Here is a 26533-nt window from a genome sequence, read left to right as displayed (position 1 = left end):
TGAGGCGAAATTAGAGAAAGAAATCCATACGGAAATAGATCGGCGCTTCGCGCTCGCTCAGGGTGTCCGGACGTTCCAGGGAATGGGCAAAGGTCACGCTGGCCGCCACGTGCTGGCCGCGAGCAAAGAGCTCGATGGAGTTGCTGGACATGCGCCCGTGTTGATCGGCGTTGTATCGGTCATGGGTGATCACGCCTTGGTCGTAACCGAGGCTGGTGCCGTATTCGGCGAACACCGGGCGCAGCCATTCCAGGGTGACCGGGCGGCTCCAGCGCAGGTCGTTGCGCCAGTAACCGCCGCTGTCGCCGGACAGGGATTGGTCCTTGTAACCACGGATCGAGGACAATCCACCGAGGCTGGTGCGCTGCGGGCTGAACAGCACATCTTCACTGCGCTGGCCAGTCATCAGGCTGCTGAAACTGAACGACTCCCCCCAGACCTTGAAAGGCTGCAGGTAGCTCGCGGTGGCGGTGTATTTGCGGTAGCGCGCGTCTGGCTCGCCCGGCCCCGGATGGTCATTGCCCTGAGCGTCGAACGCACCGATCCCCTCTTGCATCCCGAGGTCGAGGTTGACGAATGCGCTGCCGACTCGCCGGCCGTGGTTGATGCCGAACTGTGCTTCGCTGATGCGGTTACTGCTCAGTTTGAGCTTGCTGTCTTCGATGAAGTTATTGGTGCGCAAGTACGAAAGACCAGTGCTGAGCGAGGTCTTGCTCACGGCATCGCGATGGATCACCCGCTCGGCGTGCAATAGATGGTTTTCGCTGTCGCCGGTCTGTTTGAAGTTGAAGCCGTTGGCTTGGGCCAATGAGCGATAGTCACTCTGGCTGTAGGTGTAACTGAAATTCCACCAGCCCCACGGCAGGCTGTAATTGAGCATCGCGTTGCTGGAGGTGTGCTGGTGGTCGCTCACCGCATCGTGACCACCACGCAGGTTCAACTGATCGGCCAGCCCCAGCGGGCTGTCCCAATCAAACGTCGTACCCCACTGTTGCTCGCCGGTGCTGCGCAGGCCATCGTTGCTGCGCGACAACCCGGCACGCCATGGTTTTTGCGGGGTGTTCTTGACCAGCACTTCGCTGCCGCCAACGTTCTGACCCGGCGCCAACTCCATCTGTGCCTGATTCGATGGCAAGCGGTTGAGTTGATCGACCAGTTGCTCGATTTCGCGCAGGTTGACCAGCTCACCGGTTTTACCGGGGAATGCCATGTTCAACTCACGGTCCGACAGCTGGCTGCCTTCCGCGCCTTTCAAACCTTCGAGCTTGCCCTCGACCACCAGCACCTTCAGGTGCCCGCCGGACAAATCCTGTTGCGGCAAGTAAGCACGGCTGGTGACCAGGCCTTTTTCGATGTAGTGATCGGTGATGACTTTCAGCAGTTCGTTGAGCTGGGTAACGCCCAGGCATTGGCCGATGTAGGGCTTGAGCAGGCGATTTTTCTCGCTCTCGGAAAGGCTGTCGGCGCCCTTGAGTTCGATGTCTTTGATCGCAAAGCAACGGGTGTCCGCAGGCGCCGCGGGCTGTACGGGTTTGGCTTCCTTGCCGGGCAATTCCTTGAGTTCTTCGAGACGCCGGCGCTGCTCTTCGAGCAGGCGATCCTGACGTTCGCGGATGAGATCCGTATCACCTGGGGTGGTGGCTGCATGAGCAATGTTTAGCGGAGAAAGGCACAGCAAAGCCAGGCACAACCTCGCCACTTGGGCGGGTGAGTACATGTTCGATCCCTCGAAGCGGAAAGTGATAGCAAAATAGTGGCGCGATATTAGAGAGCCATCATCTTGACGTCAAATAATGGATCCATTCGAAAAGTATGGGGGACGAACGGTAGTGGTGAAATCGGGCGCTTCCGACCGGTATGCAGGATGTTTCTTGATGCCATGAAGAAAAGTGACGGCCAGAGTGACGGCATTTCCGAATGCGTATTTGTCCTACAGAAGCAACGGTATGAACTTTCCGAACAGTGCAGCCTCAACCGTTTAACCGCCCAACACGGATACCGAGGCCCCCCATGAAAACCCTTCTGACGCTAACTTTCGCCACCACCCTCGCCTGCGCCCTCCCCGTTTGGGCCTGCACCCCCGAGGAAGCCACCGCCAAACGCGAGCAACTGGCTCAGGAAGTGGCCAGGCTCACCGAGCAGAATCCGGCCAAAGCCAAAGAGATCAACGACGAGTTGCAGAAGATGGACCTGGGCACAGCCGCCAAGGATTTGCCGGATAAATGCCAGTTGATTGATCAGCGTTTGAAGGAGTTGCAGACGGCGGACAAGAAAGCCGAGAGCTGATCGGTCGAGGAATTTCGAGCATAAAAAAACCGGACATCCGTCCGGTTTTTTTGGGTCACGACAACGGCTTATTCAGCAGCCGGCGCTTCCGGCTTGCGGCGCTTGAGCGGCGCCATGCCGTCCTTGCTGACCAGCGACAAGGCGTCGGTCTTCGGGCGGTTGGCGATTTTGCGCTTGGTCGGGGCCTTGGCGCCGGTTTTTTTCTTGTCGCCTTTGGCGTCGACTTTTTTCTTCTTCACGCCAACGGCTTTGCCCGAGGCCTTGACCTTTTTCGGTCCGCCGTAGGTGCCTTTGACTTCCTTGATGGTGCGGCGCTCGAAGCTCTGCTTGAGGTAGCGCTCGATGCTCGACATCAGGTTCCAGTCGCCGTGGCAGATCAGCGAGATGGCCAGGCCTTCATTGCCAGCGCGGCCGGTACGACCGATACGGTGAACGTATTCGTCGCCGCTGCGTGGCATGTCGAAGTTGATCACCAGGTCCAGGCCTTCGACGTCGAGGCCGCGAGCGGCAACGTCGGTGGCAACGAGGATTTTCACGCCGCCCTGCTTCAGGCGGTCGATGGCCAGTTTGCGGTCTTTCTGGTCTTTATCGCCGTGCAACACGAACGCTTTGTATTCCTGCGCCACCAGACGACCGTAGATGCGGTCGGCCATGGCCCGGGTGTTGGTGAACACGATGGCCTTCTGATAGGTCTCGTTGGCCAACAGCCAGTTGAGGATCTGCTCTTTATGCACGTTGTGGTCAGCGGTGATGATTTGCTGACGGGTAGTCGCGTTCAGGTCGCTGACGTTGTTGACCTGCAAGTGCTCAGGGTTGTTCAGCACTTTGGCGACCATGTCGCGCAGGCCCGAACCGCCGGTGGTGGCGGAGAACAGCATGGTCTGCTGACGGTTGGTGCACTCCTCCACCAGACGCTGCACGTCTTCGGCAAAGCCCATGTCGAGCATGCGGTCGGCTTCGTCGAGCACCAGCACTTCCACTTCTTTCAAGTCGAGGTTACCGGCGTTCAGTTGCTCGATCATCCGGCCTGGCGTGCCGATCAGGATGTCCGGCACCTTGCGCAGCATGGCAGCCTGGACCTTGAAGTCTTCACCGCCGGTGATCAGACCGGATTTGATGAACGTGAACTGCGCGAAGCGCTCGACTTCCTTGATGGTCTGCTGAGCCAGCTCGCGGGTCGGCAGCAGGATCAGGGTCTTGATGCTGACACGGACTTTCGCCGGGCCGATCAGACGGTTGAGGATCGGCAAAACGAAAGCAGCGGTTTTGCCGCTACCGGTTTGCGCTGTCACCCGCAGGTCACGCCCTTGGAGCGCCAGCGGAATAGCCGCTGCTTGCACTGGCGTTGGCTCGACAAATTTAAGCTCGGCCACGGCTTTGAGCAGGCGTTCGTGCAGGGCGAATTGGGAAAACACGGGTGCTACCTCGAAGAAATACAAAAAAACAGCTGCATAGGGTAACGGTTTCGAGCGCTCAGGCCGAGTTTCTTTATACAAACGACGGTAAACAGTGGCTTTTTGTTGCCTGATTTGTCTTCAAATGTCATCCCAAGTGTCTTAAATGCTCTAATCGCCCCATCGCGTCCTACAGGAAAATCGTTTTAGCCCATGGATATCAAACAGCTCTGGCTCAACGCCCAAGACCTCTGGGGGGCCCTTGATCAGCACCCGCTCCTGCATTCAAGCCTGGGATTGGTGTTGTTACTGGTCATTGCGCTAGTCCTCGGACGAGTGGCGCGCTTCCTCATTCTTCACGCCACCAAAATGCTGGGGCGTCAGCCAGCGCTGCACTGGATCAACGACTTTCTGCACAACAAGGTGTTTCATCGCCTGGCCCAGATAACGCCGTCGCTGGTGATTCAGTTCGGCCTGCACCTGGTGCCGGAGTTGAGCAAGACCAGCCAGAACTTCCTCGGCAATGTGGCGCTGTCCTTCACCATTCTGTTCCTGCTGCTGGCGTTCAGCGCCCTGCTCAGCGCCTTGCTGGACATCTACGCGCGCACCCAATACGCCCGCACCCGCTCGATCAAAGGCTACGTGCAACTGGCGCAGATGGTTTTGTACGTGCTGGGCGCGATCATCATTGTCGCCACCCTGATCGACCGTTCGCCGCTGTTGCTGCTCTCGGGTCTGGGCGCCATGTCGGCGGTGATTCTGTTGGTCTACAAGGACACCCTGCTGTCGTTCGTGGCCAGCGTGCAATTGACCAGCAACGACATGCTGCGGGTGGGCGACTGGATCGAGATGCCACAAGTCGGCGCTGACGGTGACGTGGTCGATATCACGTTGCACACGGTAAAGGTGCAGAACTTCGACAAGACCATTGTGTCGATCCCGACCTGGCGCCTGATGTCCGAATCGTTCAAGAACTGGCGCGGCATGCAGCAATCCGGGGGGCGACGGATCAAGCGCAGCCTGTTCATCGACGCCAGTGGCGTGCGTTTCATCCGCGATGATGAAGAGCTGAAGTTGTCGCAGGTGCATTTGCTGACCGATTACATCGGCCGCAAACAGGCAGAACTCAAAGCCTGGAATGAAGCACAGGGCAATGTGGCGGCCATGGCGGCCAACCGGCGGCGGATGACCAACATCGGCACCTTCCGCGCTTACGCATTGGCGTATTTGAAAAGTCACCCGGGGATCCAGCCAGACATGACGTGCATGGTCCGCCAGATGCAGGCCACTGCGCAGGGAATCCCACTGGAAATCTACTGCTTCACCCGCACCACGGCGTGGGCCGATTACGAGCGGATTCAGGGGGATATTTTCGATTACTTGCTGGCGGTGCTGCCGGAGTTTGGCTTGAGTCTTTATCAGCAGCCGAGTGGTGGGGATTTACGTGCCGGGTTGTTGCCCGCGATGCTGGGCGCAAGCCACATCCCCGAAGCCGAAAAACACATCATGTAAACACCACAGAACCCAATGTGGGAGCGGGCTTGCTCGCGAAGGCGGTGTGTCAGTCAATGTAGATGTCGACTGACACTTCGCCTTCGCGAGCAAGCCCGCTCCCACAGGGGTTTGCATTTGTTTCCAAGGTTGGCGGATTACTTGACCTGACGCTGCGGCGCCTTGTGCACCATGGTGTACGCGTAATCCACGCCCATGCCATACGCGCCGCTGTGTTCCAGCACCAGGCCCATCACGGCTTCATAAGTGTCTTTGTGTGCCCAATCGCGCTGGTACTCAAGCAGTACCTGTTGCCAGGTCACCGGCACCGCACCGGCCTGAATCATCCGCTGCACCGACATGTCGTGCGCTTCCTTGGTGGTGCCGCCGGAAGCATCCGTGACGATGTACACCTCGTAGCCTTCTGCCAACGCTTCCAGTGCCGGGAAGGTCAGGCAGACCTCGGTCCACAGCGCCGCAATGATCAGTTTTTTACGGCCGGTGGCTTTCACCGCATCAACCAGCGCCTTGTCTTCCCAGGAGTTCATCGAGGTGCGCTCGATCGGCTTCTGATCCGGGTGAACAGCCAGCAACTCAGGCCAGATGTAACCGCTGAAGCTTTCAGTTTCGACCGAGGTGTAGATGGTCGGAACGTTGAAGATCTTCGCAGCCTTGGCCAGACCGACTGTGTTGTTCTTCAGGGTCTGACGGTCGATCGACTGCACGCCGAACGCCATTTGTGGCTGGTGGTCGATCAGGATCAGGGCGGAGTTGGTTGGGTTGAGCAGTTCACGGATAGACATGGCGCGTTCCTTTTGATGTCGATATTCAGGTGAGTAATGAGTGAGTCGACCTTGCCGTCAGAGGCTTTGTTGTCGGCTTGGATGTCACTTTAGGGGCTAGCCACAAAAGGGACAATTACCTAAAATCGAGAATCATTGATTCTAAAATAGGGACAATCATGGATCGCATCGAATGCATGCGCGCCTTCGTCGTCACGGTCGGCGAGAACGGCTTCGCCGCCGCTGCCCGGGCAATGGATGTGCCGCGATCAAAAGTCAGCAAACAGATTCAGGCGTTGGAGGAAGCCATCGGCGTGCAACTGTTGCAGCGCACCACCCGCAGCCTGCACCTGACCGAGGCGGGCGCCGAGTACTTCGACGCGGCACGCGAGGTGCTGGCGTCGCTGGACGAGGCTGAACAGCGAGCGCGTAATGGCATTGGCGAATTGCGCGGGGTGTTGCGGGTCAATGCGCCAATGTCCTTCGGCTTGCGCCGGCTGGGGCCGCTGATTCCGCTGTTTCATGAACAGCACCCGAACATCGAACTGCAACTGGTATTGAGCGACCAGCAAGTGGACCCGGTACGCGGTGGTTTCGACGTGACCATCCGCATCGCCAGCCTGCCGGATTCGACGATGATTGCCCGGCAACTGGCACCGGCACCACGAATCATGGTGGCGTCCCCGGCTTATCTGGCACGTGCCGGCACACCGCAGACCCCACAAGACCTGCGCGCCCATCAGTGCCTCAACTACGGGTACCTGCAAAGTGGCGTCAGCTTGCAGCTGTGTAATGGCACGGAAACTCAACGGGTCAACGTGACCGGCCCGTTGCATGCCAACAATGGCGACTTGCTCGCTCAGGCGGCCGAGGCTGGCATGGGCATCGCCCTGCTACCCAACTTTATCGTCGAGGATGCGCTGGCCGCTGGCCGCCTGGTGCCAGTGATGTGTGAATGGCAGGCGCCCGCGATCACGATTAACGCGGTGTACCCTTCGGCACGTCGAGTCCCGCAGAAGACCCGGACGTTTATTGAGTTTCTGGTTACGCAGCTGGCGGAGAAATAATGCAGATTCCCTGTGGGAGCTGGCTCGCCCCCACAGGGCAAGTGTCTATTTTCCGAAGAGTCGGCGCACCTGCTCCGCGTCGGCGCTACCGTTCTGCTCAAGCGCGACGAAATACTTCAGCTGCCATTGCTGCGTCTTGATCGCCTGTTTTGCGACGGGCCTGGCCCAGGGCGGGTAGACACGAATTGCGCGTTTGCCACCGTTACCGTCAATCGACATGACCCCTTTGGCGACCAGAATCTTCTGATCGAACACGAACTGCCCGCGGAGCGTGTCATCAGCAACGCTCACCACCACAAAGGCGACGCCATCGCCGGTGTCGAACGGTGCAATCTCGCTGGTCGATGTCGGCCGCTTCCATAGCGTAACGAACTGGCCAATTTTGGTTGGCGTGGTTTTCGCCACACGGAAGACCACTCCCTGATGATCGAGGCCAAGGCGACAGGCTCCGTACTCGGTACTCTCCAGCTCGCGTTGAGCCTGCTGCGTCAATGCCATGCCTGCTGGCTTGTACATCTGATCAATGGCGGCGGCTAGTTCGTGTGGAAGGTCCGTCACGATCGTTCCCGCATCGCCTGAATGTCTTGTCTGATGCCCAACCGACTGATCCAAACAGCCATCAAAATCACCGACCCACCGAGAAACAACCGACCCAGCTCTTCATGCTGATTCCAGATCAGCAGATTGATCAACAACCCCACCGGCACGTGCAGGTTGTTCATCACCGCCAGCGTCCCGCCATTCACCAGACAGGCGCCCTTGTTCCACCAATACAAACCCAGCGCCGTCGAGACCAGGCCGAGGAACACCAGCACGCCCCATTGCAGCGGCGCTTCGGGCAGGAAGTTTTGTTTGCCAAACAGCAGGAATGCGGGCAATGCCACCGCCAATGCCCCCAGATAGAAGTAACCGAATCGCCGGTAATGCGGCAGATCGCTCGGATGGCGGGCCACCAGATGTTTGTAAAGCACCTGGCCGGCAGCGTAGGTGAAGTTGGCCAGTTGCAGCAGCAAGAACCCCATGAAGAAATCCGGGTTGATCCGGTCGTAGCGAATCACCGCTGCGCCCATCACCGCCACCACTGCGGCAATCAACGCCCACGGATTGAAACGCCGGTTCAGCGCGTCTTCGATCAAGGTCACGTGCAATGGCGTGAGGATGGTGAACAGCAACACTTCCGGCACCGTCAGTACCCGGAAGCTCAGGTACAGGCACACGTATGTCACGCCGAACTGCAACGCGCCGATCAACAGCATGCCGCGCATGAACGCAGGCTCCACCGAACGCCAGCGCGTCAACGGAATGAACACCAGTCCCGCCAGCACTACGCGCACCAGTACCGCGAAATAACTGTCGACGTGACCGGCCAGGTATTCGCCGATCAAACTGAAGGAAAACGCCTGGATCAGCGTGACAAAAAGTAGATAGCCCATGCTCGCCTCATTTCGAATGGCGGCGACGATAGCGGGTTTTACCCGTCACAGCGAATCGTCAGACGACACACAGCCCTGTAGGAGCTGAGCTTGCTCGCGATGAGGGGGCCACATTCAACATGGATATCGGCGGGTACACCGCTATCGCGAGCAAGCTCAGCTCCTACAGGGTTATGTGTGTGCCCATCAAATCGCAGGCAAAAAAAAGCCCGATCTCGCTAAAGCGTTCAATCGGGCTACAGCACTCAGGAGCAAAAAGTGCAAAGGGAGGTTCGATGCGCGTAAAACCGTGAAGGGGTTGCGCCAGGTCACTAGACCATCCAGTGATTATCTGGCGATTAAAGGATCAGGCGACCTGAGAAAGCTTGGCGTTGGCCTGGTTCAAGCCCTTCTCCTGGAAGTCGCCGCCCAGGTTCATGCCTTCGGCGTGAATGAAGGTCACGTCGTGGATGCCGATGAAGCCCATGACCTGACGCAGGTACGGTTCCTGGTGATCCGATGTGCTGCCTGCGTAGATCCCGCCGCGAGCGGTCAGCACGTAGGCACGCTTGCCGCTGAGCAGACCTTGCGGGCCGGTCTCGGTGTATTTGAAGGTCACGCCGGCACGCAACACATGGTCGAGCCAGGCTTTGAGCGTGCTGGGAATAGCGAAGTTGTACATCGGTGCGGCCATGACCAGCACATCGGCGGCCAGCAGTTCATCGGTCAGCTCGTTGGAGCGTTCCAGTGATGCCTGTTCGATGTCGCTACGTTGCTCGGCCGGTTTCATCCAGCCGCCCAACAGATTGATGTCCAGGTGCGGCACCGGGTTGACGGCCAGGTCACGAACAGTGATCTGGTCAGCCGGATGGGCGACTTTCCACTGGCTGATGAAGGTCTGGGTCAGCTGACGGGAAACCGAGTCTTGCTGGCGGGCGCTGCTTTCGATGATCAGAACGCGTGACATAGGTTGTAGGCTCCATCTGAGAATGCTGTAAGTCGATGGAGTGAAGATTAAACAGAGTCAAATCGATGAAAAAGCGCAAATAACTGCTATAACCCATCAATTAATTCGTTTATAAGCTGAGCATGCCTTTGTAGGAGCTGAGCTTGCTCGCGATAGCGGTGCGTCAGCCGACATCAAATTAAATGACACACCGCTATCGCGAGCAAGCTCAGCTCCTACAAGAGATTGCAGTCATTTCGGGGTGCAGGTCAGCTCGATACGCAGCTTGATAATGCTGCGGGTGAACTTCGCGGTGGCGTTTTTATGTTTGCCGGCAGGCACATCGATCGTGCGCGTACGCGGTGCTTCCGGGCCATTGCTGAAAACCGCCTTGCAGGTAGCATCGACGTCTCCGTAGTTAGCCACCCGGATGGAGCCGATGTCGTTATCCGTGTCGAAGGTCTCGTAATCGATCTTCAAGCCGTTGAGTTTTTTCTGCACATCGATCGGATAAGCAAACGCCGTCAGCGGCAGCATCGCCAGCAGCACACAACCCGATACCACACAGCAAAGCTTTTTCATTCAGCAGTCTCCAAAAGGGCTGCCAGCTTAGGACAAGAGGAGCCATTCATGAAAGCGCCCCGCGTGACCCTTGATCAATGGCGAACATTGCAAGCCGTGGTCGACCACGGTGGTTTCGCCCAGGCCGCCGAAGCGCTGCACCGTTCGCAATCGTCGGTGAGCTACACCGTGGCCCGCATGCAAGACCAGCTCGGCGTGCCGCTGTTGCGCATTGACGGTCGCAAAGCGGTCCTGACCGAAGCCGGCGGCGTGTTGCTGCGTCGCTCCCGGCAACTGGTGAAACAGGCCAGTCAGCTCGAAGACCTGGCCCATCATATGGAGCAAGGCTGGGAAGCCGAAGTGCGACTGGTGGTCGACGCGGCATACCCAAGCGCCCGCCTCGTCCGCGCCTTGACCGCGTTCATGCCGCAAAGCCGCGGCTGCCGGGTTCGCCTGCGTGAAGAGGTGCTTTCGGGCGTGGAGGAAGTTTTGCTCGAAGGTGTGGCCGACCTGGCGATCACGGGATTGAGCATCCCGGGTTATCTGGGAGCGGAGTTGAGCGACGTAGAATTCGTCGCAGTGGCCCATCCCGAACATGCGCTGCACCGCCTCAACCGCGAGCTGAATTTCCAGGACCTGGAAAGCCAGATGCAAGTGGTGATCCGCGACTCCGGTCGGCAACAACCGCGCGACGTCGGCTGGCTTGGAGCCGAACAGCGCTGGACCGTCGGCAGCCTGGCCACCGCCGCGACGTTTGTCAGCAGCGGCCTGGGGTTCGCCTGGCTGCCTCGGCACATGATCGAACGAGAACTCAAGGAAGGCACGCTCAAGCTGCTACCGTTGGATCAGGGCGGCAGTCGCAACCCGAGTTTTTACCTGTATTCGAACAAGGACAAACCCTTGGGGCCGGCAACGCAGATTCTCATTGAACTGCTGCGCACCTTCGACACCGCACCGCTGGACGCGCCTTTCGCCGCCCCTGAACAAGCCTGATAAGGAGTATCTGCATGGCCTATTTCGAACATGAAGGTTGCAACCTGCACTACGAGGAATATGGCCATGGCACGCCGTTGCTGCTGGTCCACGGCCTGGGTTCCAGCACGCTGGACTGGGAAATGCAGATCCCTGCACTGTCTGCGCGCTACCGGGTGATCGTCCCTGATGTGCGTGGCCACGGTCGCTCCGACAAGCCCCGCGAGCGCTACAGTATTGCCGGTTTCAGCGCTGACCTGATCGCGCTGATCGAACATTTGAACCTCGGCCCGGTGCACTACGTGGGGCTGTCGATGGGCGGCATGATCGGTTTTCAACTGGCCGTGGATCAACCGCAATTACTCAAGAGCCTGACCATCGTGAATAGTGCGCCACAGGTCAAATTACGCAGTCGCGACGATTATTGGCAGTGGTTCAAACGCTGGAGCCTGATGCGCGTCCTCAGTTTGGGTACCATCGGCAAAGCCCTCGGCGACAAGCTGTTTCCGAAACCGGAACAGGCGGACCTGCGACAAAAAATGGTCGCGCGCTGGGCAAAAAACGACAAACATGCTTATCTCGCCAGCTTCGATGCCATTGTTGGCTGGGGAGTCCAGGAACGACTTTCGAGGGTCTCCTGTCCAACCCTCATCGTCAGTGCCGACCGTGATTACACCCCGGTTGCACTGAAGGAAACCTATGTAAAACTGCTGCCCGATGCGCGGCTGGTGGTGATCGCCGATTCGCGCCACGCCACCCCGCTGGACCAGCCCGAACACTTCAACCACACACTGCTCGAGTTTCTCACCGCAGTCGACACCACCCCACTCAGGATCACTGACCCATGCTGAAAAAAATCGCCCTCGTCGCCGGCTCCGTGCTGTTTGCTGCCAACCTGATGGCTGCGACGCCTGCCAAGGCGCCGCACGTTCTGCTGGAAACCACCAACGGCCAGATTGAAATCGAACTGGACCCGGTCAAGGCGCCGATCAGTACCAAGAACTTTCTTGATTACGTCGACAGCGGCTTCTACAACAACACGATTTTCCACCGTGTGATTCCTGGATTCATGGTCCAGGGCGGCGGGTTCACCCAACAAATGCAACAAAAAGAAACCAAGGACGCGATCAAGAACGAACACAAGAACGGTCTGGTCAACGTTCGTGGCACCTTGTCCATGGCACGCACCTCGGCGCCTGATTCGGCCACCAGCCAGTTCTTCATCAACGTCAAGGACAACGATTTCCTTGATCAGGGCGATGGCTACGCCGTGTTCGGCAAAGTGGTCAAAGGCATGGACGTGGTCGACATCATCGTCAACTCGCCGACCACTGTACGTGGTGGCATGAAAGACGTGCCGGCCGACCCGGTCCTCATCAAGTCGGCCAAGCGCATCGACTGAGACTAAGCTGGACAGGGATGTCAGAGCCGTTGCCGGTTTTGCCGGCAACGCTCAAACCGTTTAAAGGAGAGCCCGTTTACGGGCGAGAAACTGATGCTTTATCGCCGTTTTGAACAACTGATCGACGTGTTTCGCGACGCCCCGACGGCCGCTCCGCCGGATCGCGTTCTCCCTTTTTATACCTACTACCTCAAGCAGGTCTGGCCAAGCTTCGCCGCCCTGCTGATCGTCGGCCTGTTCGGCGCACTGATCGAAGTGGCGCTGTTCAGCTACCTGAGCCGCATCATCGACCTCGCCCAAGGCACACCCGGTGCCGACTTCTTCAAGGAACACGGCATTGAACTGGCCTGGATGGCCGTGGTGGCGCTGATCCTGCGCCCGGTGTTCGTTGGCCTGCATGACTTGCTGGTGCACCAGACCCTGAGCCCCAGCATGACCAGCATGATCCGCTGGCAGAACCACAGTTATGTGCTCAAACAGAGCCTCAATTTCTTCCAGAACGACTTCGCCGGGCGCATCGCCCAGCGCATCATGCAGACCGGCAACTCGCTGCGCGATTCGGCCGTGCAAGCGGTGGATGCGCTCTGGCACGTGCTGATCTATGCGATCAGTTCGCTGGTGTTGTTTGCCGAAGCCGACTGGCGCTTGATGATCCCGTTGCTGAGCTGGATCGCGGCGTACATGGGCGCGCTCTGTTACTTCGTGCCACGGGTCAAGGATCGTTCGGTGGTCGCCTCCGATGCACGCTCCAAACTCATGGGGCGGATCGTCGACGGCTACACCAACATCACCACGCTGAAACTGTTCGCCCACACCAACTTCGAGCAGCAGTACGCCAAGGAAGCGATCGAAGAACAGACGGTAAAAGCGCAACTGGCCGGTCGCGTGGTCACCAGCATGGACGTGGTCATCACCAGCATGAACGGCTTGCTGATCGTCACCACCACCGGCCTGGCGCTGTGGCTGTGGACGCAGTCGCTGATCTCCGTGGGCGCGATTGCCCTGGCCACTGGCCTGGTGATCCGCATCGTCAACATGTCCGGCTGGATCATGTGGGTGGTCACGGGCATCTTCGAAAACATCGGCATGGTCCAGGACGGTTTGCAGACCATCTCGCAACCGGTCAGCGTGACCGATCGGGACGAGGCCAAACCGCTGGCCGTCGCCCGTGGCGAAGTGCGTTTCGAGCACGTGGATTTCCACTACGGCAAGAAGAGCGGGATCATCGGCGACCTCAACCTGAGCATCAAGGCCGGTGAAAAGATCGGCCTGATCGGGCCCTCCGGTGCCGGGAAATCGACCTTGGTCAACCTGCTGCTGCGTCTGTATGACGTGGAGGGCGGGCGAATCCTTATCGATGGCCAGAACATTGCCGATGTCGGCCAGGAAAGCCTGCGCGAGCGTATCGGCATGATCACCCAGGACACGTCGCTGTTGCACCGTTCGATCCGTGACAACTTGCTGTACGGCAAACCCGACGCCACCGACGCAGAGCTCTGGGACGCGGTCCACAAGGCCCGCGCCGACGAGTTCATCCCCTTGCTGTCCGATGCCGAAGGCCGCACCGGCTTCGATGCGCATGTCGGTGAACGCGGGGTGAAACTCTCCGGGGGGCAGCGCCAGCGTATTGCGATTGCTCGCGTGCTGCTCAAGGATGCGCCGATCCTGATCATGGACGAGGCCACGTCGGCACTGGATTCGGAGGTGGAAGCAGCGATCCAGGAAAGCCTGGAAACCCTGATGCAGGGCAAAACCGTGATTGCCATCGCTCACCGACTTTCGACCATCGCCCGGATGGACCGGCTGGTGGTTCTGGAAAACGGCAAGATTGCCGAAACCGGCACCCACGCCGAACTGCTGGCCCATGGCGGGTTGTATGCACGGTTGTGGCAGCACCAGACCGGAGGCTTTGTCGGCATCGATTGAGTCTTGTTCTCACCACAGATCCTGTCTGATCGTTCCCTCGCTCTGCGTGGGAATGCAGCCGGTGACGCTCCGCGTCACTGGACGCAGAGCGTCCCTTGAAGCATTCCCACGCAGAGCGTGGGAACGATCGGCCCTCGGCTACCTGCTGGAATTCTCTTGAAACCCTGCTGTACTCAGCCAAGGTTCTGGTGATGGTTCTGCAGTCCATCTGCTGGATGCGATAGGCAGAAAAACCTTGAAAGGGCACGCTCTATGTCTCTATTCAAACGTTCAGCGACAGAGTTGGTTGGTACGTTCTGGCTGGTGTTGGGGGGGTGTGGCAGTGCGGTGCTGGCCGCCGCTTTCCCGGAGGTGGGGATCGGTTTGCTGGGGGTGTCCCTGGCGTTTGGGTTGACGGTGCTGACCATGGCGTTCGCTATTGGCCATATCTCCGGTTGTCACCTTAACCCGGCCGTGTCATTGGGGTTGGTAGTCGGTGGACGCTTTCCCGCCAAGGAGTTGCCGGCGTACATCATTGCGCAGGTCATCGGCGGGATAATTGCAGCCGCATTACTGTACTTCATTGCCAGCGGCAAACCCGGTTTCGACCTGGCCGGTGGCCTGGCATCCAACGGTTATGGTGAACATTCCCCTGGCGGCTATGCCATGGCGGCAGGTTTTGTCTGTGAACTGGTGATGACGGCGATGTTCATCCTGATCATCCTCGGCGCCACCGACAAACGCGCTCCGGCTGGACTGGCCCCTATTGCCATCGGCCTGGGGCTGACCCTCATCCACCTGATCTCGATTCCGGTCACCAACACTTCGGTCAACCCGGCCCGCAGTACCGGCCCGGCACTGATCGTCGGCGGCTGGGCGATTCAACAACTGTGGATGTTCTGGGTGGCGCCACTGCTGGGCGCGATAGTCGGCGGCGTGCTCTATCGGTGGCTGGGCAAGGAAGACACTTAAGGCCTGGGACGAGGATCAGTCTTGCCGATAAGGCAAGGCGGTCCTCGCCTCCTCGGCATACGCCAACACCCCAACGCGCTCTTGCTGCAGGAAATCTTTGACCGCTGCTTTCAGGCCGGGATGGCGCAAGTAATGCCAGGAATGCGTGATCACCGGTTCAAACCCGCGAATCAGTTTGTGCTCGCCTTGGGCACCCGCATCAAAACGCTGAAAACCGTTGGCAATCGCATAATCCATGCCCTGATAGAAACAAGTCTCGAAATGCAGTCGATCAAACTCGGCCAGACAGCCCCAATAACGACCGTAAAAACTGTCGCCACCCACCAGACTGAACGCCATGGCCACCGGTCTTGAGCCCTGTTTGGCCAACACCACACGAATTGATTCCGGCATGCGCTCGGCCAGCAGGCTGAAGAATTCGCGCGTCAAGTAAGGCCTTTGTCGACGTACCGCATAGGTATTGGCATAGCAGGCGTAGACGAAATCCCACTGCGCCTGATCCAGTTGCCGCCCCTCAAGCCATTCGAACTCAATCCCCTGCCCCGCTACCTGTTCACGTTCTTTGCGCATCTGCTTGCGCTTGCGTGAACTCAGGACGTCGAGGAAGTCCTGAAAGTCCCGATAGCCGCGATTTTGCCAGTGGTACTGACAGCCTATTCGCTGCAACCAACCGGGTTGTTCGGCCAGTGCCGCGTCCGTAAACGAATCGGTGAAATTGATGTGCGCGCTGGAGAGCTCTTCAATCTCCAGATACCCCGGCAAGCTCTTGAGTAACTCGAAACCGTCCTCGACGCTGGCCGCCAGCAGCCGTGGCCCGCTGACCGGGCTGAAGGGCACGGCGGTCAATAATTTGGGGTAATAGTCGATGCCGGCTCGCTCACAGGCATCGGCCCAAGCGTGATCGAACACGTACTCGCCGTAAGAATGCCACTTGCGGTAACTGGGCAGCGCGGCGATCAGCCGATCACCTTCCATGTGCAACAAATGCTCGGGCTGCCAGCCGGAATGCGGCCCCAGGCTGCCGCTGTCTTCCAGCGCACTGAGAAAGGCGTGGCGCAGAAATGGCTGATTCTCAGGCACCAGGGTGTCCCAGGCCTGGGGTGCGATTTCAGACAGTTTTTCCAAACGTTGCAGCGGCATCAACTTCCTCTCCACTTCTTGCGTGAAAGCCTCGCGAGTATCGCTTATCGCCACCGATTGCACACACGCGTTTCGCCGACAAACGTCCGAAGAAAAGTTCAAACAGCCTTTTTATCGTCATCTAGACGCCATCACTTCGCCACTGCTTTGTCATAAACCATCGCGATACTGGCGCCTGTTTTTATAGCGCCGGGTTATACCCGGCCACTGTTTTCCGTCCATCAATGGTCGGTTGTGCCCTGGATGGCTCAGTCATCCACTCTCATCTTCGGAGATTGATATGCGTCTTGCTTCCACGAAAACTGCGGCGGCCCTGTGTGGCGGGCTGTTGCTGGCCATGAGCGTTTCGGCCAGCGCCGCAGTCGACGCCAAACTGCTCGACATGCTCAAGGCTAACGGCTCGATTACCACTGCGCAGTACAGTGAACTGCAAGCTGAACTGGCCCGGGATCAGAAAGATCAGCAAATCGCCCGTCAGGCTCAGCAAGAGACCAACGAGCAGATCGCAGCAACCGCGAAGAAAACCACTGAACTGAGCACCTTCGACCAGAAACTGGCGTGGGCTGCCAAGACCCAATTCAAGGGCGACGTGCGCTTCCGTGAGGAAACCGTACACAACGATGGCGTTCCAAACAACAAAGACCAGGATCGCCAGCGCATTCGTGCCCGCCTGGGTGCCTACAGCGAAATCAACCCGCAAGTCGACACCGGCATCCGTATCGCCACCGGCAACAACGACGATGCCCGTTCCACCAACCAGGACCTGAACAACTACTTCGACAAGAAGTCGATCTGGCTAGACCAGGGTTACGTCGACTACCACCCTGACGCGATCAAGAACCTGCACCTGGTTGGCGGCAAGATGCCACAGCAATGGGTGAGCATGGGCGACATCATCTGGGATAGCGACATCAACCCGGAAGGCCTGGCTGCGACCTACAAATACCCGCTGAGCGGCAGCACCGAGTTGTTCGGTAGCGCCGGTCACTACACCCTCAAGGACAACGTCGACGGTGAAGGCGTGCAGTTCAAGCATGACCTGCGTCTGTACGCCGGCCAGTTGGGTGCACGCTTCGCCATCACCGACAGCATGAAAATGACGTTGGGCGGCAGCATCTATTCGTATGACAACGACAGCAACAGTGCTTGCCCGACCACCGGCACCGTCACCGCGCCGTGCGCACTGGCCGTCAACGGCAACAGCCCGGGCGAAACGTTCAAGCTGTATGAAGGTTTTGGTCAGCTCGACTTCACCAACCTGCCAGTACCGCTTTCGTTGTACGGTCAGTACGTCAACAACAAAGACGCGAGCAACGACCAGGACACTGGCTGGTTGGCCGGCGTCAAGTCCAAGTTCTACGGCTTCGCAGTGGACTACAACTACCGCGACGTCCAACAGAACTCTGTGGTGGGTGCCTTCACCGACTCCGACTTCGCCAACGGCTACACCGGTTCGCGCGGCAGCAAGCTGAAAGTGAGTTACGAGTTGGACAAGAACTTCAACCTCGGCGCCACGTACTTCATGGCTAACTCCGACTACACCAACGCCAGCATCAAGAAGACCGATTCCGACATCAACACCCTGCAACTGGATGCTGAAGCGAAGTTCTGATTTACCCCGCTACACGACCCGGGCAAGGAAGCCCGGGCCGCTTTTACAGTCTGGCGTGGATGGATTGATCCCCATCATCCGTTCGGTTCATCCACGCGAGTCTGTTTCTTGATCCGCGCGATAAATATCCTCTGCTACGGATTGTCCTTGCGACGCTCGGCAGCGAGACGTTCAGCCAGTGCATCAACGTCTGGCACCGCCTCTTCCGGCATGGCACGCAACGTCGCCTGCATCAGCCGTATCTGACGAATGAACCGCCGGCAATTACGGCAGAACATCAGATGATGCCGAACCATCAACTTCTCGCGAAAGCTCAACTGACCGTCGAGATAATCGCTGGAACGTGCCACTTGTTCCTTGCAGGTCAACATTCCCCTGTCTCCTCAAAATGCTCCACGGTCGCAAATACCTTCAACCGTGCCCGATGTAGCAGCACGCGAACATTGGAGAGCGAGATGTCCAAAAGATTACAGATCTCCTCCAGCTCGAGCCCCTGACGCTCGCGCAGTAATAACACGCTGCGTTGCAGCTCCGACAGACTGAGCAACGTATAGTCCAGGCATGTGCGCAGCTCGTTTTCGAGCAGTAGCGCTTCCGGGGTGTCCTGATGCCAGGCAAACGGCGCCACCAGCCAATGGCCATCGCCGGATGAGAAACGATCGTCATCGATGGTGCCGTGGGGGGATGGAATGTCATCAAGCAGCACCTCGCGGCGGTTTTGCTTGTAGCGACCTTTGGCCGCGTTGGCGGTGATGGTCAGCAACCAGGTCTTGAGGCTCGAACGCCCTTCGAACTTGCTCAGGTTACGCACCACCGACAGCCACGCATCCTGCACTATTTCGTCGGCATGCCGACTGCCGACAATGGCATACGCCACCGCGCGCATCGCGCTCTGGTAGGTGCTGACCAGCTCTTTGAAAGCGCGTTGCTCCCCTGCCAGCAATCGTTCCAGCAATTGCGCGTCATCAGCCGCCATCAAACAGTTTCCTTGTTCTGAACTCGAATTTGACTACAACAGGACGTCACCCAAAGGTTGTCCTGCTGTCATTTCCGAAAGTTACAGCGTCCTGACGGTTTCGAATGTAGGAAACTTCATCACAACTCAAGGAAAACGCTCAATAACACTCGATTAACGCTTGCGCAGTAGCACGCTGCCAATCGAGTAACCGGCGCCAAACGAACTGAGCACCGCCAGGGAACCGGCAGGCAGATCATCCTGGTTCTTGTGAAACGCAATCACGGAACCGGCGGAACTGGTGTTGGCGTAAGTGTCGAGAATCACCGGTGCTTCTTCTTCGGTGGCCTCGCGACCCAGCAGTTTCTTGACGATCAGGTGGTTCATGCTGAGGTTGGCCTGGTGCAGCCAGAAGCGCTTCACGTCGCTGACGTTGAGCTGGTTTTCTTCCAGGTGCGTAGCGATCAACTCGGCAACCATTGGGCAAACATCGCGGAATACCTTGCGGCCTTCCTGCACGAACAGTTTGTCCTTGGCACCGATGCCCTCTTCCGCCGCGCGGTTGAGGAAGCCGAAGTTGTTGCGGATGTTGTTGGAGAACTTGGTCAGCAGCTTGGTGCTGACGATGTCGAACTGGTACTTGGACGTCGCCAGGTCAGCACGCTCGATGATCACCGCCGTGGCCGCGTCACCGAAGATGAAATGGCTGTCGCGGTCGCGGAAGTTCAGGTGGCCGGTGCAGACTTCCGGGTTGACCATCAGGATGGCCCGGGCCTGGCCCAGTTGCACGCTGTTGGCGGCCGCCTGAATGCCGAAAGTCGCCGAGGAGCAGGCAACGTTCATGTCGAAACCGAAACCCTGGATGCTCAGCGCTTCCTGGACTTCGATGGCAATGGCCGGGTAGGCGCGTTGCAGGTTGGAGCAAGCGACGATCACACCGTCGATGTCCGCAGCAGTCTTGCCGGCGCGTTGCAAGGCTTGTTCGGCGGCGCCGATGGCCATTTGGCACAGCACCGACCACTCGTCGTTCGAACGCTCCGGCAGGCGTGGTGCCATGCGTTGCGGGTCGAGAATGCCGTCCTTGTCCATGACAAAGCGGCTTTTGATGCCAGAGGCTTTTTCGATAAACGCCGCGCTGGACTCGGTCAGCGCCTCGATCTCGCCATGGGCAATGGCCTGGGCGTTGTCGGCGTTGAATTGCGCGACGTAGGCGTTGAAAGACTGCACCAGCTCTTCGTTGGAGATGCTGTTGGCCGGGGTGTACAGGCCGGTGCCGCTGATGACGACGTTATGCATGGTCGTTTCTCTAATCTGTTCAGGCAGAAAGCATTGGCACCGACGTACCAACACACAAAGGGTCTATTCCCATCCGGGGGACGCAAACCTGGCATCGCTTTATTCCGAACTGCCCGCGGCCGTAGAGGCTCAAAACCGTGGGGCCGGTGTTTATAGGCGCGAAGTTTGCCATAAACGTTAGAATTTGGCGCCTTTTGCTGGATAAAGCACCTTCCTCAAACGCAAGGGCGTATCAGTAGGAGCACGGCTTGCCGGCGATGGCGTCCTTGAGGCCGCCATCGCGAGCAAGCTCAGCTCCTACAACCCGAGGGTTCTACGGTTCGACCTGGGTCCACTGTTTATTCAGGCGCTTGTCGGAGATCGGCACCTTCGTCCCCAATTGCTGGGCGAACAGCGAAACCCGGTATTCCTCCAGCCACCAGCGATAGAGCTCCAGCTGCGGATCGCGTTTGCCTTCCTGGGCATGTTTATTGGCGCGAGTCTGGTACTGAGTCCAGAGGCCGGACAATTCGCCGCTCCACACCCGGTCTTTCTGCACCTGAGCGCCCAGCTTCTCGAAACGCTGCTCGATTGCCTTGAGGTAGCGCGGCAATTCCTTGAGCCACTGCATCGGCGTCTCCCGAACGAAGCCCGGATACACCAGGTGACTGAGCTGCTGCTTGATGTCGTTCAGGGCCACCGCTTGCGCCAGGTCGATCTTGCCCTTGAAGCGTTTTTGCAGGCCATGCCACAGCTTGAGGATTTCCAGCGTCAGCTTCGCCAGGCGCTCCGCGTGCTCGGTCCAGCCGCCACGTTTGCGCTCGGCCAACGCCGCCAACCCGGCGCCGTCGCGCGGCAATGGGTCTTCACCGTCGAGAATGCAGCTGTCGAGGCTGGCCAGCAGAATGTCTTCCACCAGGCTATCGACGCGCCCCATGTCGCGGTACATCAGGCCCAGCTCAGTCAGGCCCGGCAACTTACTGCGCAGGAACTTCGCCGGTTCGGCCAGTTGCTGCATCAGCAAGCGCTGCAAGGCGCGGCGATGCTGGAACTCGGCTTCGGCCGGCGTCGAGAATCGACCTTCCTTGACCGTGCCGCCCTCTTCCACCAACGCCGGATAAACCGTCATCGACAGCCCGGCGATCTTTTGCTGGGTTTTCTCGGCCACGGCGGCAAAGACTTTCGCCTCCACCGGCTGCTGGCTTTTCGCGGTTTGCGGTACCGCCAACGCCGCCTGACTGGCTTCGGCAAATCGTGCGGTCAACTCCGCCAGATCACGTCCTTCGCCCAGGAACTTGCCCTGGCCGTCGACGATTTCCAGGTTCATGCGCAAATGACTGTCGACTTGCTGCGACGCCTCCGCCCACGCTTCATCGCTGACCCGCGCACCGGTCATGCGCAGCAATTCACGGCCCAGTGCCTGAGGCAACGAGCCCTCGGCGAACGTCATGCGCTGCAACGCCGCTTTGACGAAGTCCGGCACCGGCACGAAATTCTTGCGCAGTGCCTTGGGCAGGTTACGCACCAGCGCGATGCACTTGGCTTCGATCACACCCGGCACCAGCCATTCCAGACGTTCCGGCGGCAGCATCGGCAATAGCGGCGCCGGCACCCGCAAGGTCACACCGTCGCGCGGATGATTGGGTTCGAAGTGGTAACTCAGCGCCAGCTCCAGATCGCCGATATGCAGCGTGTCCGGGTAATGCAGGGCAGTGACTTCGCTGGCCTCGCGAGCCAGCACGTCTTCTTCGCGCATGATCAGCAACTGCGGGTCTTTCTGGCTGTTGATCCGGTACCAGCTGTCGAAGGTCGCCGTCTGGTGGATCTCTGCCGGCAGCCGTGCATCGTAGAAGGCGAACAGGGTTTCTTCGTCGGCGAGGATGTCGCGACGACGGGCCTTGGCTTCCAGTTCGTCGAGTTGTTCCAGCAACTGCGCGTTGGCCGACAGGCATTTGGCTTTGGATTGAATCTCGCCGCGCACCAGGCCTTCACGAATGAAAAACTCACGGGACACCACCGGGTCAATCGGCCCGTAATGCACCGGCCGCCGACCGACCACGATCAGCCCGAACAAGGTGATCTGCTCGAACGCCACGACCTGGCCGCGCTTCTTCTCCCAGTGCGGTTCGAAGTGGTTTTTCTTGATCAGGTGCCCGGCCAGCGGTTCGATCCAGTCGGCGTCGATCTTGGCGACCATGCGCGCGTAAAGCTTGGTGGTTTCCACCAGTTCGGCGGTCATCAGCCATTGCGGGCGTTTCTTGCCGATCCCCGACGAGGGGTGAATCCAGAAGCGTCGCTGGCGGGCGCCGAGGTAATCGCCGTCTTCGGTTTTCTGGCCGATCTGGCTGAGCAGCCCCACCAGCACCGCTTTGTGCAGTTTCGGGTAGTCCGCCGGCTCTTTATTAATGTGCAACTGCATGTCGCGGCAGATCAGGCTCAACTGACGGTGAGAATCGCGCCACTCGCGCAGGCGCAGGTAGTTGAGGAAGTTCTTGCGACACCAGTTGCGCAACGGGCTGGCCGTCAGCGCCTGGCGTTGTTCTTCGAAACCACGCCACAGATTGACCAGCCCGGCGAAGTCCGAGTCCACGTCTTTCCACTGCGCGTGCGCCTGGTCCGCCGCTTGCTGACGCTCCGGTGGACGTTCGCGCGGGTCTTGAATCGACATGGCGCTGGCGACGATCAGCACTTCCTGCAAACTGCCGAGTTTCGCTGCTTCCAGCAACATGCGGCCCATGCGCGGGTCCACCGGCAAACGTGCCAATTGACGCCCGAGCGGAGTCAACTGACTGTTGCGGTCCACGGCCGAGAGTTCTTGCAGCAAGTTGAAACCGTCGCTGATGGCTTTGCCGTCAGGTGGTTCGATAAACGGGAAATCGGTGATCTCGCCCAGGCGCAGGTGCAGCATCTGCAAGATCACGGCGGCGAGGTTGGTCCGCAGGATTTCCGGGTCGGTAAATTCCGGACGACCGATGAAATCGTCTTCGCCATAGAGGCGGATACAGATACCGGGCTCGACCCGACCACAGCGACCTTTACGCTGGTTGGCGCTGGCCTGGGAAATGGCTTCGATGGGCAGGCGCTGGACCTTGGCGCGATAGCTGTAACGGCTGATGCGCGCGGTGCCGCTGTCGATCACGTAACGAATGCCCGGCACCGTCAGCGAGGTTTCGGCAACGTTGGTCGCCAATACGACTCGGCGTCCGGGGTGCGACTGGAAAATCCGCTGTTGCTCGGCCGGCGACAGCCGTGCGTACAACGGCAGGATTTCGGTGTGCTTGAGCTGGGCCTTGCGCAGCATGTCGGCCGCGTCACGAATCTCGCGCTCACCGGGCAGGAACACCAGCACATCGCCGGGACTCTTGCGCTCACTGCGTTCGAACGCGGCGATTTCATCGAGGGTGGCGAGGATCGCCTGGTCCACAGTCAAGTCATCTTCGACGCGGTTGCCCTCTTCGTCCTGCTCCAGCGTCAGCGGGCGATACCAGGTTTCTACCGGGAAGGTACGGCCGGAGACTTCGACAATCGGCGCGTCGTCAAAATGCTTGGAGAAGCGCTCCAGGTCGATGGTCGCCGAGGTGATGATGACTTTCAGGTCCGGGCGACGCGGCAGCAGGGTTTTCAGGTAACCCAGCAGGAAGTCGATGTTGAGGCTGCGTTCGTGGGCTTCGTCGACGATGATCGTGTCGTAGCGTTCGAGGTAGCGGTCGTTCTGGGTTTCCGCCAGCAGGATGCCGTCGGTCATCAGCTTGATCAGAGTGTTGGAATCGCTCTGGTCCTCGAACCTCACCTGATAGCCGACCAGCGCGCCCAGCGGCGTCGCCAATTCTTCGGCGACCCGGCTGGCGACGCTGCGCGCCGCAATTCGACGGGGCTGGGTGTGGCCGATCAGGCCATGCTGGCCGCGACCGATTTCCAGACAGATTTTCGGCAACTGAGTGGTTTTACCCGAGCCGGTTTCGCCGGCAATGATCAGCACCTGATGCTTGAGCAGCGCTTCCTTGATTTCGTCGCGCTTGGCGGCGATGGGCAGGCTGTCGTCGTAACGAATCACCGGCAGGCTGGCGCGTCGCGCCAACACCTGATCACAGGACGCCTGCAGGCGCGTCACCCACAGGGCCAGCTTGGCCTCGTCAGGTTTCTTGCGCAGCTCAAGCAACTGCCGCCGCAGCCGGTGACGGTCGGCGAGCATGGCGTGATCGAGGTTTTTCAGCAGTTTGTCGATGGAGGGCGATTCGTCGGTCATCAGGTACGCAATTCAGTCGTCTAGTGGCGCAGGGGGGCGATTGTCGCAGATTTAAAGGACGAACGAGATCCCTTGTAGCGCCGACGTTCGGTTCCGTAGCTGTCGAGCCCCGGCGAGGCTGCGTTCGGCTCCGTAGCTGTCGAGCCCCGGCGAGGCTGCGTTCGGCTCCGTAGCTGTCGAGCCCCGGCGAGGCTGCGTTCGGCTCCGTAGCAGCTGTCGAGCCCCGGCGAGGCTGCGTTCGGCTGCGAAGCAGTCGTCATTCGGACTACCCCGGTTTACCTGAAACACCGCGTGTGCTGATTTTACGACCGCTTCGCAGCCGAACGCAGCCTCGCCGGGGCTCGACAGCTGCTACGGGCGTGCGGGTCTGGTTATTCGTTATCGAGGCCTTTGCGTCGATACGGGAACACATCAATCACCTTCCCCGCCCGAATCGCCTCTTGTAGGCTTTTCCAATAGTCGGCGTTGTACAACTCACCATGCAGCTGATCAAACAGGCGCCGCTGCCCCCAATCTGCAAACAGGAACGGCGGAAACTCCTCGGGAAACACATCCAGCGGCCCGATCGAATACCAGGGCTCGGACGCCATTTCGTCTTCCGGGGTGCGCGGCTGCGGGATGTGCCGGAAGTTGGCTTCAGTCAGGAAACAAATTTCGTCGTAGTCATAAAACACCACGCGACCGTGCCGGGTGACGCCGAAGTTTTTCAGCAACATGTCGCCGGGAAAGATATTCGCCGCCGCCAGTTGCTTGATCGCCAGGCCGTAATCCTCCAGCGCCTCATGCACCTGCGCCTCGTTGGCGTTTTCCAGGTAGAGGTTCAACGGTGTCATCCGTCGTTCGGTCCAGCAGTGGCGAATCAACACGGTGTCGCCTTCGAGCGACACCGTAGAGGCTGCCACGTCGAGCAATTCCTCCAGGCACGCCGGATCGAACTTGCTCAGCGGAAAACGGAAATCGGCGAACTCCTGGGTATCCGCCATACGCCCGACGCGGTCAACGCTTTTGACCAAACGGTATTTCTCGATCACCGTGGCGCGGTCGACGTTCTTCGAGGGCGAGAAGCGGTCCTTGATGATTTTGAACACGGTGTTGAAACCTGGCAGGGTAAACACGCTCATGACCATGCCGCGCACACCAGGGGCCATGATGAATTGGTCGTCGGTGTTGGCCAGGTGATTGATCAGCGCCCGGTAGAACTCGGACTTGCCGTGCTTGTAGAAACCGATCGAGGTGTACAGCTCGGCGATGTGCTTGCCTGGCAAAATGCGCTTGAGGAAACCGATGAACTCCGCCGGCACCGGCACATCGACCATGAAATACGAACGGGTGAACGAGAAGATGATCGACACATCCGCTTCATCGGTGATCAGCGCATCGATCTGAATCCCGCGGCCTTCACGGTGCAGCAGCGGAATCACCAGCGGCCACTGTTCGTCCCGGGTGTAGATGCGCCCGACCAGGTACGCGCCTTTGTTGCGGTAGAGCACCGAGGAAAACAGTTCGACGCTCAATTCCGGGTCCTTGCACACCCAGTCCGGCAGGTTCTCGCGCAACTGCGCTTCGAGGCGGCTCAAGTCGCCGGCCAGATCAGCGTAATCCTCACTGAAACGGTAGTCGGCAAAAATGCTCGCGAGCATGCCGGACAACTGGCCCTGGGGTTTGTAGGTGCGGGTTTGCGCGGCGCGAGCCCGGCGCAGGCTTGGGCGGGTGGTGTGGATGAACATGCAGCCGTCGCTGATCAGGTCATGGCTGAACAAGCCGCAGAAGATCGAGTTGTACCAGGTCTCGGACAGTTCATCGTCGAAACGCAGGTCGATCAGCGTGATGTACGCGCTTTTGACCAGCGGCCAGCAACTGACATCCAACGTGTCGGCGTCAAACGCGATGCGCAGGCGCTCGACCGTTTCGCCGACTTTCTCTTCGTAAAGATTGATCCGCGCCGCCGACGCGATTTGCGTTTCCTGCCACTGGGCCTGTTCGAAGCGGGCCCGGGCGCCGTCGGTAATCTGACGGAAATGCTCGCGGTAATCGTCAAAGCCATCGAGGATCATTCGGGCGATATCGGCGGCTGGCCATTGCTGCGGCATGGTGAGACCTCTGCGGGAATTTGCG

The 26533-nt window shown here is 59.1% G+C and carries 21 protein-coding genes and 1 pseudogene; 9 read left to right on the top strand and 13 right to left on the bottom strand.

Annotated elements, in window-relative coordinates; translation table 11 throughout:
- Nucleotides 1–10: 10 nt before the first annotated feature.
- Nucleotides 11–1717, bottom strand: a complete 1707-nt coding sequence (locus tag C7534_RS29760; RefSeq protein WP_109787983.1) for a ShlB/FhaC/HecB family hemolysin secretion/activation protein — start codon at nucleotides 1715–1717, stop codon at nucleotides 11–13.
- Between the two features lie 293 nt (nucleotides 1718–2010).
- Here C7534_RS29760 and C7534_RS29755 point away from each other — a divergent pair, with 293 nt between their 5' ends.
- Nucleotides 2011–2286: a hypothetical protein gene (locus C7534_RS29755; RefSeq protein WP_046033344.1), complete on the top strand. Its 276-nt coding sequence runs from the start codon at nucleotides 2011–2013 to the stop codon at nucleotides 2284–2286.
- A 68-nt stretch (nucleotides 2287–2354) separates the two neighbouring features.
- On the opposite strand, the gene C7534_RS29750 is transcribed toward C7534_RS29755, so the two are convergent.
- Nucleotides 2355–3701, bottom strand: a complete 1347-nt coding sequence (locus tag C7534_RS29750) for a DEAD/DEAH box helicase (RefSeq protein ID WP_046033343.1) — start codon at nucleotides 3699–3701, stop codon at nucleotides 2355–2357.
- A 192-nt stretch (nucleotides 3702–3893) separates the two neighbouring features.
- On the opposite strand from C7534_RS29750, the gene C7534_RS29745 reads away from it, so the two are divergent.
- Nucleotides 3894–5192: a mechanosensitive ion channel family protein gene (locus C7534_RS29745; protein ID WP_109787982.1), complete on the top strand. Its 1299-nt coding sequence runs from the start codon at nucleotides 3894–3896 to the stop codon at nucleotides 5190–5192.
- A 137-nt stretch (nucleotides 5193–5329) separates the two neighbouring features.
- Here C7534_RS29745 and C7534_RS29735 read toward each other — a convergent pair whose 3' ends face one another.
- On the bottom strand, nucleotides 5330–5974 hold the full coding sequence (locus C7534_RS29735) for a hydrolase (protein ID WP_109787980.1): 645 nt from the start codon (nucleotides 5972–5974) through the stop codon (nucleotides 5330–5332).
- Between the two features lie 158 nt (nucleotides 5975–6132).
- Between C7534_RS29735 and C7534_RS29730 the strand changes: the two genes are divergently transcribed.
- Entirely contained in the window at nucleotides 6133–7020 is an 888-nt protein-coding gene (locus C7534_RS29730; RefSeq protein ID WP_109787979.1) for a LysR family transcriptional regulator, read from the top strand.
- A gap of 45 nt (nucleotides 7021–7065) precedes the next feature.
- Here C7534_RS29730 and C7534_RS29725 read toward each other — a convergent pair whose 3' ends face one another.
- From C7534_RS29725 to C7534_RS29710, 4 genes are all read right to left on the bottom strand, one after another.
- Complete coding sequence (locus C7534_RS29725; protein ID WP_109787978.1) at nucleotides 7066–7578, bottom strand: MepB family protein; 513 nt, start codon at nucleotides 7576–7578, stop codon at nucleotides 7066–7068.
- Nucleotides 7575–8453: a carboxylate/amino acid/amine transporter gene (locus C7534_RS29720; protein WP_109787977.1), complete on the bottom strand. Its 879-nt coding sequence runs from the start codon at nucleotides 8451–8453 to the stop codon at nucleotides 7575–7577. Before C7534_RS29720 ends, C7534_RS29725 begins: the two co-directional genes overlap by 4 nt.
- Before the next feature lie 346 nt (nucleotides 8454–8799).
- Nucleotides 8800–9399: an FMN-dependent NADH-azoreductase gene (locus C7534_RS29715; protein WP_109787976.1), complete on the bottom strand. Its 600-nt coding sequence runs from the start codon at nucleotides 9397–9399 to the stop codon at nucleotides 8800–8802.
- A gap of 231 nt (nucleotides 9400–9630) precedes the next feature.
- Nucleotides 9631–9960 carry a hypothetical protein gene (locus tag C7534_RS29710; RefSeq protein ID WP_046033336.1) on the bottom strand — a complete coding sequence of 110 codons (330 nt, stop codon included), beginning with the start codon at nucleotides 9958–9960 and terminating at the stop codon, nucleotides 9631–9633.
- 48 nt (nucleotides 9961–10008) lie between these two features.
- Between C7534_RS29710 and C7534_RS29705 the strand changes: the two genes are divergently transcribed.
- The 5 genes and pseudogenes from C7534_RS29705 to aqpZ all read left to right on the top strand — a co-directional run bounded on the left by C7534_RS29705 (nucleotide 10009) and on the right by aqpZ (nucleotide 15190).
- Nucleotides 10009–10932: a LysR family transcriptional regulator gene (locus C7534_RS29705; protein WP_046033335.1), complete on the top strand. Its 924-nt coding sequence runs from the start codon at nucleotides 10009–10011 to the stop codon at nucleotides 10930–10932.
- 14 nt (nucleotides 10933–10946) lie between these two features.
- Nucleotides 10947–11752 (top strand): annotated as a pseudogene (locus tag C7534_RS29700) (alpha/beta fold hydrolase).
- Nucleotides 11753–11755: 3 nt separating this feature from the next.
- A complete protein-coding gene (locus tag C7534_RS29695; RefSeq protein ID WP_046033333.1) occupies nucleotides 11756–12313 on the top strand; it encodes a peptidylprolyl isomerase in 558 nt (185 codons plus the stop codon).
- Between the two features lie 93 nt (nucleotides 12314–12406).
- The gene (locus C7534_RS29690) at nucleotides 12407–14239 is read left to right on the top strand and encodes an ABC transporter ATP-binding protein (protein ID WP_077430696.1); all 1833 of its coding nucleotides are present in this window, start codon (nucleotides 12407–12409) and stop codon (nucleotides 14237–14239) included.
- Nucleotides 14240–14491: 252 nt separating this feature from the next.
- Nucleotides 14492–15190, top strand: coding sequence for an aquaporin Z (gene aqpZ, locus C7534_RS29685; RefSeq protein WP_109787974.1), 699 nt, complete (start codon nucleotides 14492–14494; stop codon nucleotides 15188–15190).
- Between the two features lie 15 nt (nucleotides 15191–15205).
- Here the strand turns inward: aqpZ and C7534_RS29680 are convergent, their stop codons facing one another.
- Nucleotides 15206–16330 carry a GNAT family N-acetyltransferase gene (locus tag C7534_RS29680; RefSeq protein ID WP_109787973.1) on the bottom strand — a complete coding sequence of 375 codons (1125 nt, stop codon included), beginning with the start codon at nucleotides 16328–16330 and terminating at the stop codon, nucleotides 15206–15208.
- A 280-nt stretch (nucleotides 16331–16610) separates the two neighbouring features.
- Here C7534_RS29680 and C7534_RS29675 point away from each other — a divergent pair, with 280 nt between their 5' ends.
- Complete coding sequence (locus C7534_RS29675; protein ID WP_046033329.1) at nucleotides 16611–17942, top strand: putative porin; 1332 nt, start codon at nucleotides 16611–16613, stop codon at nucleotides 17940–17942.
- A gap of 134 nt (nucleotides 17943–18076) precedes the next feature.
- On the opposite strand, the gene C7534_RS29670 is transcribed toward C7534_RS29675, so the two are convergent.
- From C7534_RS29670 to aceK, 5 genes are all read right to left on the bottom strand, one after another.
- On the bottom strand, nucleotides 18077–18313 hold the full coding sequence (locus tag C7534_RS29670; RefSeq protein ID WP_109787972.1) for an anti-sigma factor family protein: 237 nt from the start codon (nucleotides 18311–18313) through the stop codon (nucleotides 18077–18079).
- Complete coding sequence (locus C7534_RS29665; RefSeq protein WP_109787971.1) at nucleotides 18307–18921, bottom strand: RNA polymerase sigma factor; 615 nt, start codon at nucleotides 18919–18921, stop codon at nucleotides 18307–18309. The genes C7534_RS29670 and C7534_RS29665 overlap by 7 nt, the downstream gene beginning before the upstream one ends.
- Before the next feature lie 150 nt (nucleotides 18922–19071).
- A complete protein-coding gene (locus tag C7534_RS29660; RefSeq protein ID WP_109787970.1) occupies nucleotides 19072–20193 on the bottom strand; it encodes a beta-ketoacyl-ACP synthase III in 1122 nt (373 codons plus the stop codon).
- A 313-nt stretch (nucleotides 20194–20506) separates the two neighbouring features.
- Nucleotides 20507–24418, bottom strand: a complete 3912-nt coding sequence (gene hrpA, locus C7534_RS29655; protein ID WP_109787969.1) for an ATP-dependent RNA helicase HrpA — start codon at nucleotides 24416–24418, stop codon at nucleotides 20507–20509.
- A gap of 371 nt (nucleotides 24419–24789) precedes the next feature.
- The gene (gene aceK / locus C7534_RS29650) at nucleotides 24790–26508 is read right to left on the bottom strand and encodes a bifunctional isocitrate dehydrogenase kinase/phosphatase (protein WP_109787968.1); all 1719 of its coding nucleotides are present in this window, start codon (nucleotides 26506–26508) and stop codon (nucleotides 24790–24792) included.
- Nucleotides 26509–26533 lie beyond the last annotated feature (25 nt).

The sequence above is a fragment of the Pseudomonas sp. OV226 genome, from assembly GCF_003148705.1.
GTDB lineage: Bacteria > Pseudomonadota > Gammaproteobacteria > Pseudomonadales > Pseudomonadaceae > Aquipseudomonas.
The sequence above is the reverse complement of the archived record's forward strand: the minus strand, read 5'-3'. Positions and strand labels throughout refer to the sequence as shown.

Bases quoted from the DNA above. Each gene is read 5' to 3' on its own strand.
- C7534_RS29760 (WP_109787983.1), bottom strand. From the start codon at position 1,717: ATGTACTCACCCGCCCAAGTGGCGAGGTTGTGCCTGGCTTTGCTGTGC.
- C7534_RS29755 (WP_046033344.1), top strand. From the start codon at position 2,011: ATGAAAACCCTTCTGACGCTAACTTTCGCCACCACCCTCGCCTGCGCC.
- C7534_RS29745 (WP_109787982.1), top strand. From the start codon at position 3,894: ATGGATATCAAACAGCTCTGGCTCAACGCCCAAGACCTCTGGGGGGCC.
- C7534_RS29735 (WP_109787980.1), bottom strand. From the start codon at position 5,974: ATGTCTATCCGTGAACTGCTCAACCCAACCAACTCCGCCCTGATCCTG.
- C7534_RS29730 (WP_109787979.1), top strand. From the start codon at position 6,133: ATGGATCGCATCGAATGCATGCGCGCCTTCGTCGTCACGGTCGGCGAG.
- C7534_RS29720 (WP_109787977.1), bottom strand. From the start codon at position 8,453: ATGGGCTATCTACTTTTTGTCACGCTGATCCAGGCGTTTTCCTTCAGT.
- C7534_RS29715 (WP_109787976.1), bottom strand. From the start codon at position 9,399: ATGTCACGCGTTCTGATCATCGAAAGCAGCGCCCGCCAGCAAGACTCG.
- C7534_RS29710 (WP_046033336.1), bottom strand. From the start codon at position 9,960: ATGAAAAAGCTTTGCTGTGTGGTATCGGGTTGTGTGCTGCTGGCGATG.
- C7534_RS29705 (WP_046033335.1), top strand. From the start codon at position 10,009: ATGAAAGCGCCCCGCGTGACCCTTGATCAATGGCGAACATTGCAAGCC.
- C7534_RS29695 (WP_046033333.1), top strand. From the start codon at position 11,756: ATGCTGAAAAAAATCGCCCTCGTCGCCGGCTCCGTGCTGTTTGCTGCC.
- C7534_RS29690 (WP_077430696.1), top strand. From the start codon at position 12,407: ATGCTTTATCGCCGTTTTGAACAACTGATCGACGTGTTTCGCGACGCC.
- aqpZ (WP_109787974.1), top strand. From the start codon at position 14,492: ATGTCTCTATTCAAACGTTCAGCGACAGAGTTGGTTGGTACGTTCTGG.
- C7534_RS29680 (WP_109787973.1), bottom strand. From the start codon at position 16,330: ATGCCGCTGCAACGTTTGGAAAAACTGTCTGAAATCGCACCCCAGGCC.
- C7534_RS29675 (WP_046033329.1), top strand. From the start codon at position 16,611: ATGCGTCTTGCTTCCACGAAAACTGCGGCGGCCCTGTGTGGCGGGCTG.
- C7534_RS29670 (WP_109787972.1), bottom strand. From the start codon at position 18,313: ATGTTGACCTGCAAGGAACAAGTGGCACGTTCCAGCGATTATCTCGAC.
- C7534_RS29660 (WP_109787970.1), bottom strand. From the start codon at position 20,193: ATGCATAACGTCGTCATCAGCGGCACCGGCCTGTACACCCCGGCCAAC.
- hrpA (WP_109787969.1), bottom strand. From the start codon at position 24,418: ATGACCGACGAATCGCCCTCCATCGACAAACTGCTGAAAAACCTCGAT.
- aceK (WP_109787968.1), bottom strand. From the start codon at position 26,508: ATGCCGCAGCAATGGCCAGCCGCCGATATCGCCCGAATGATCCTCGAT.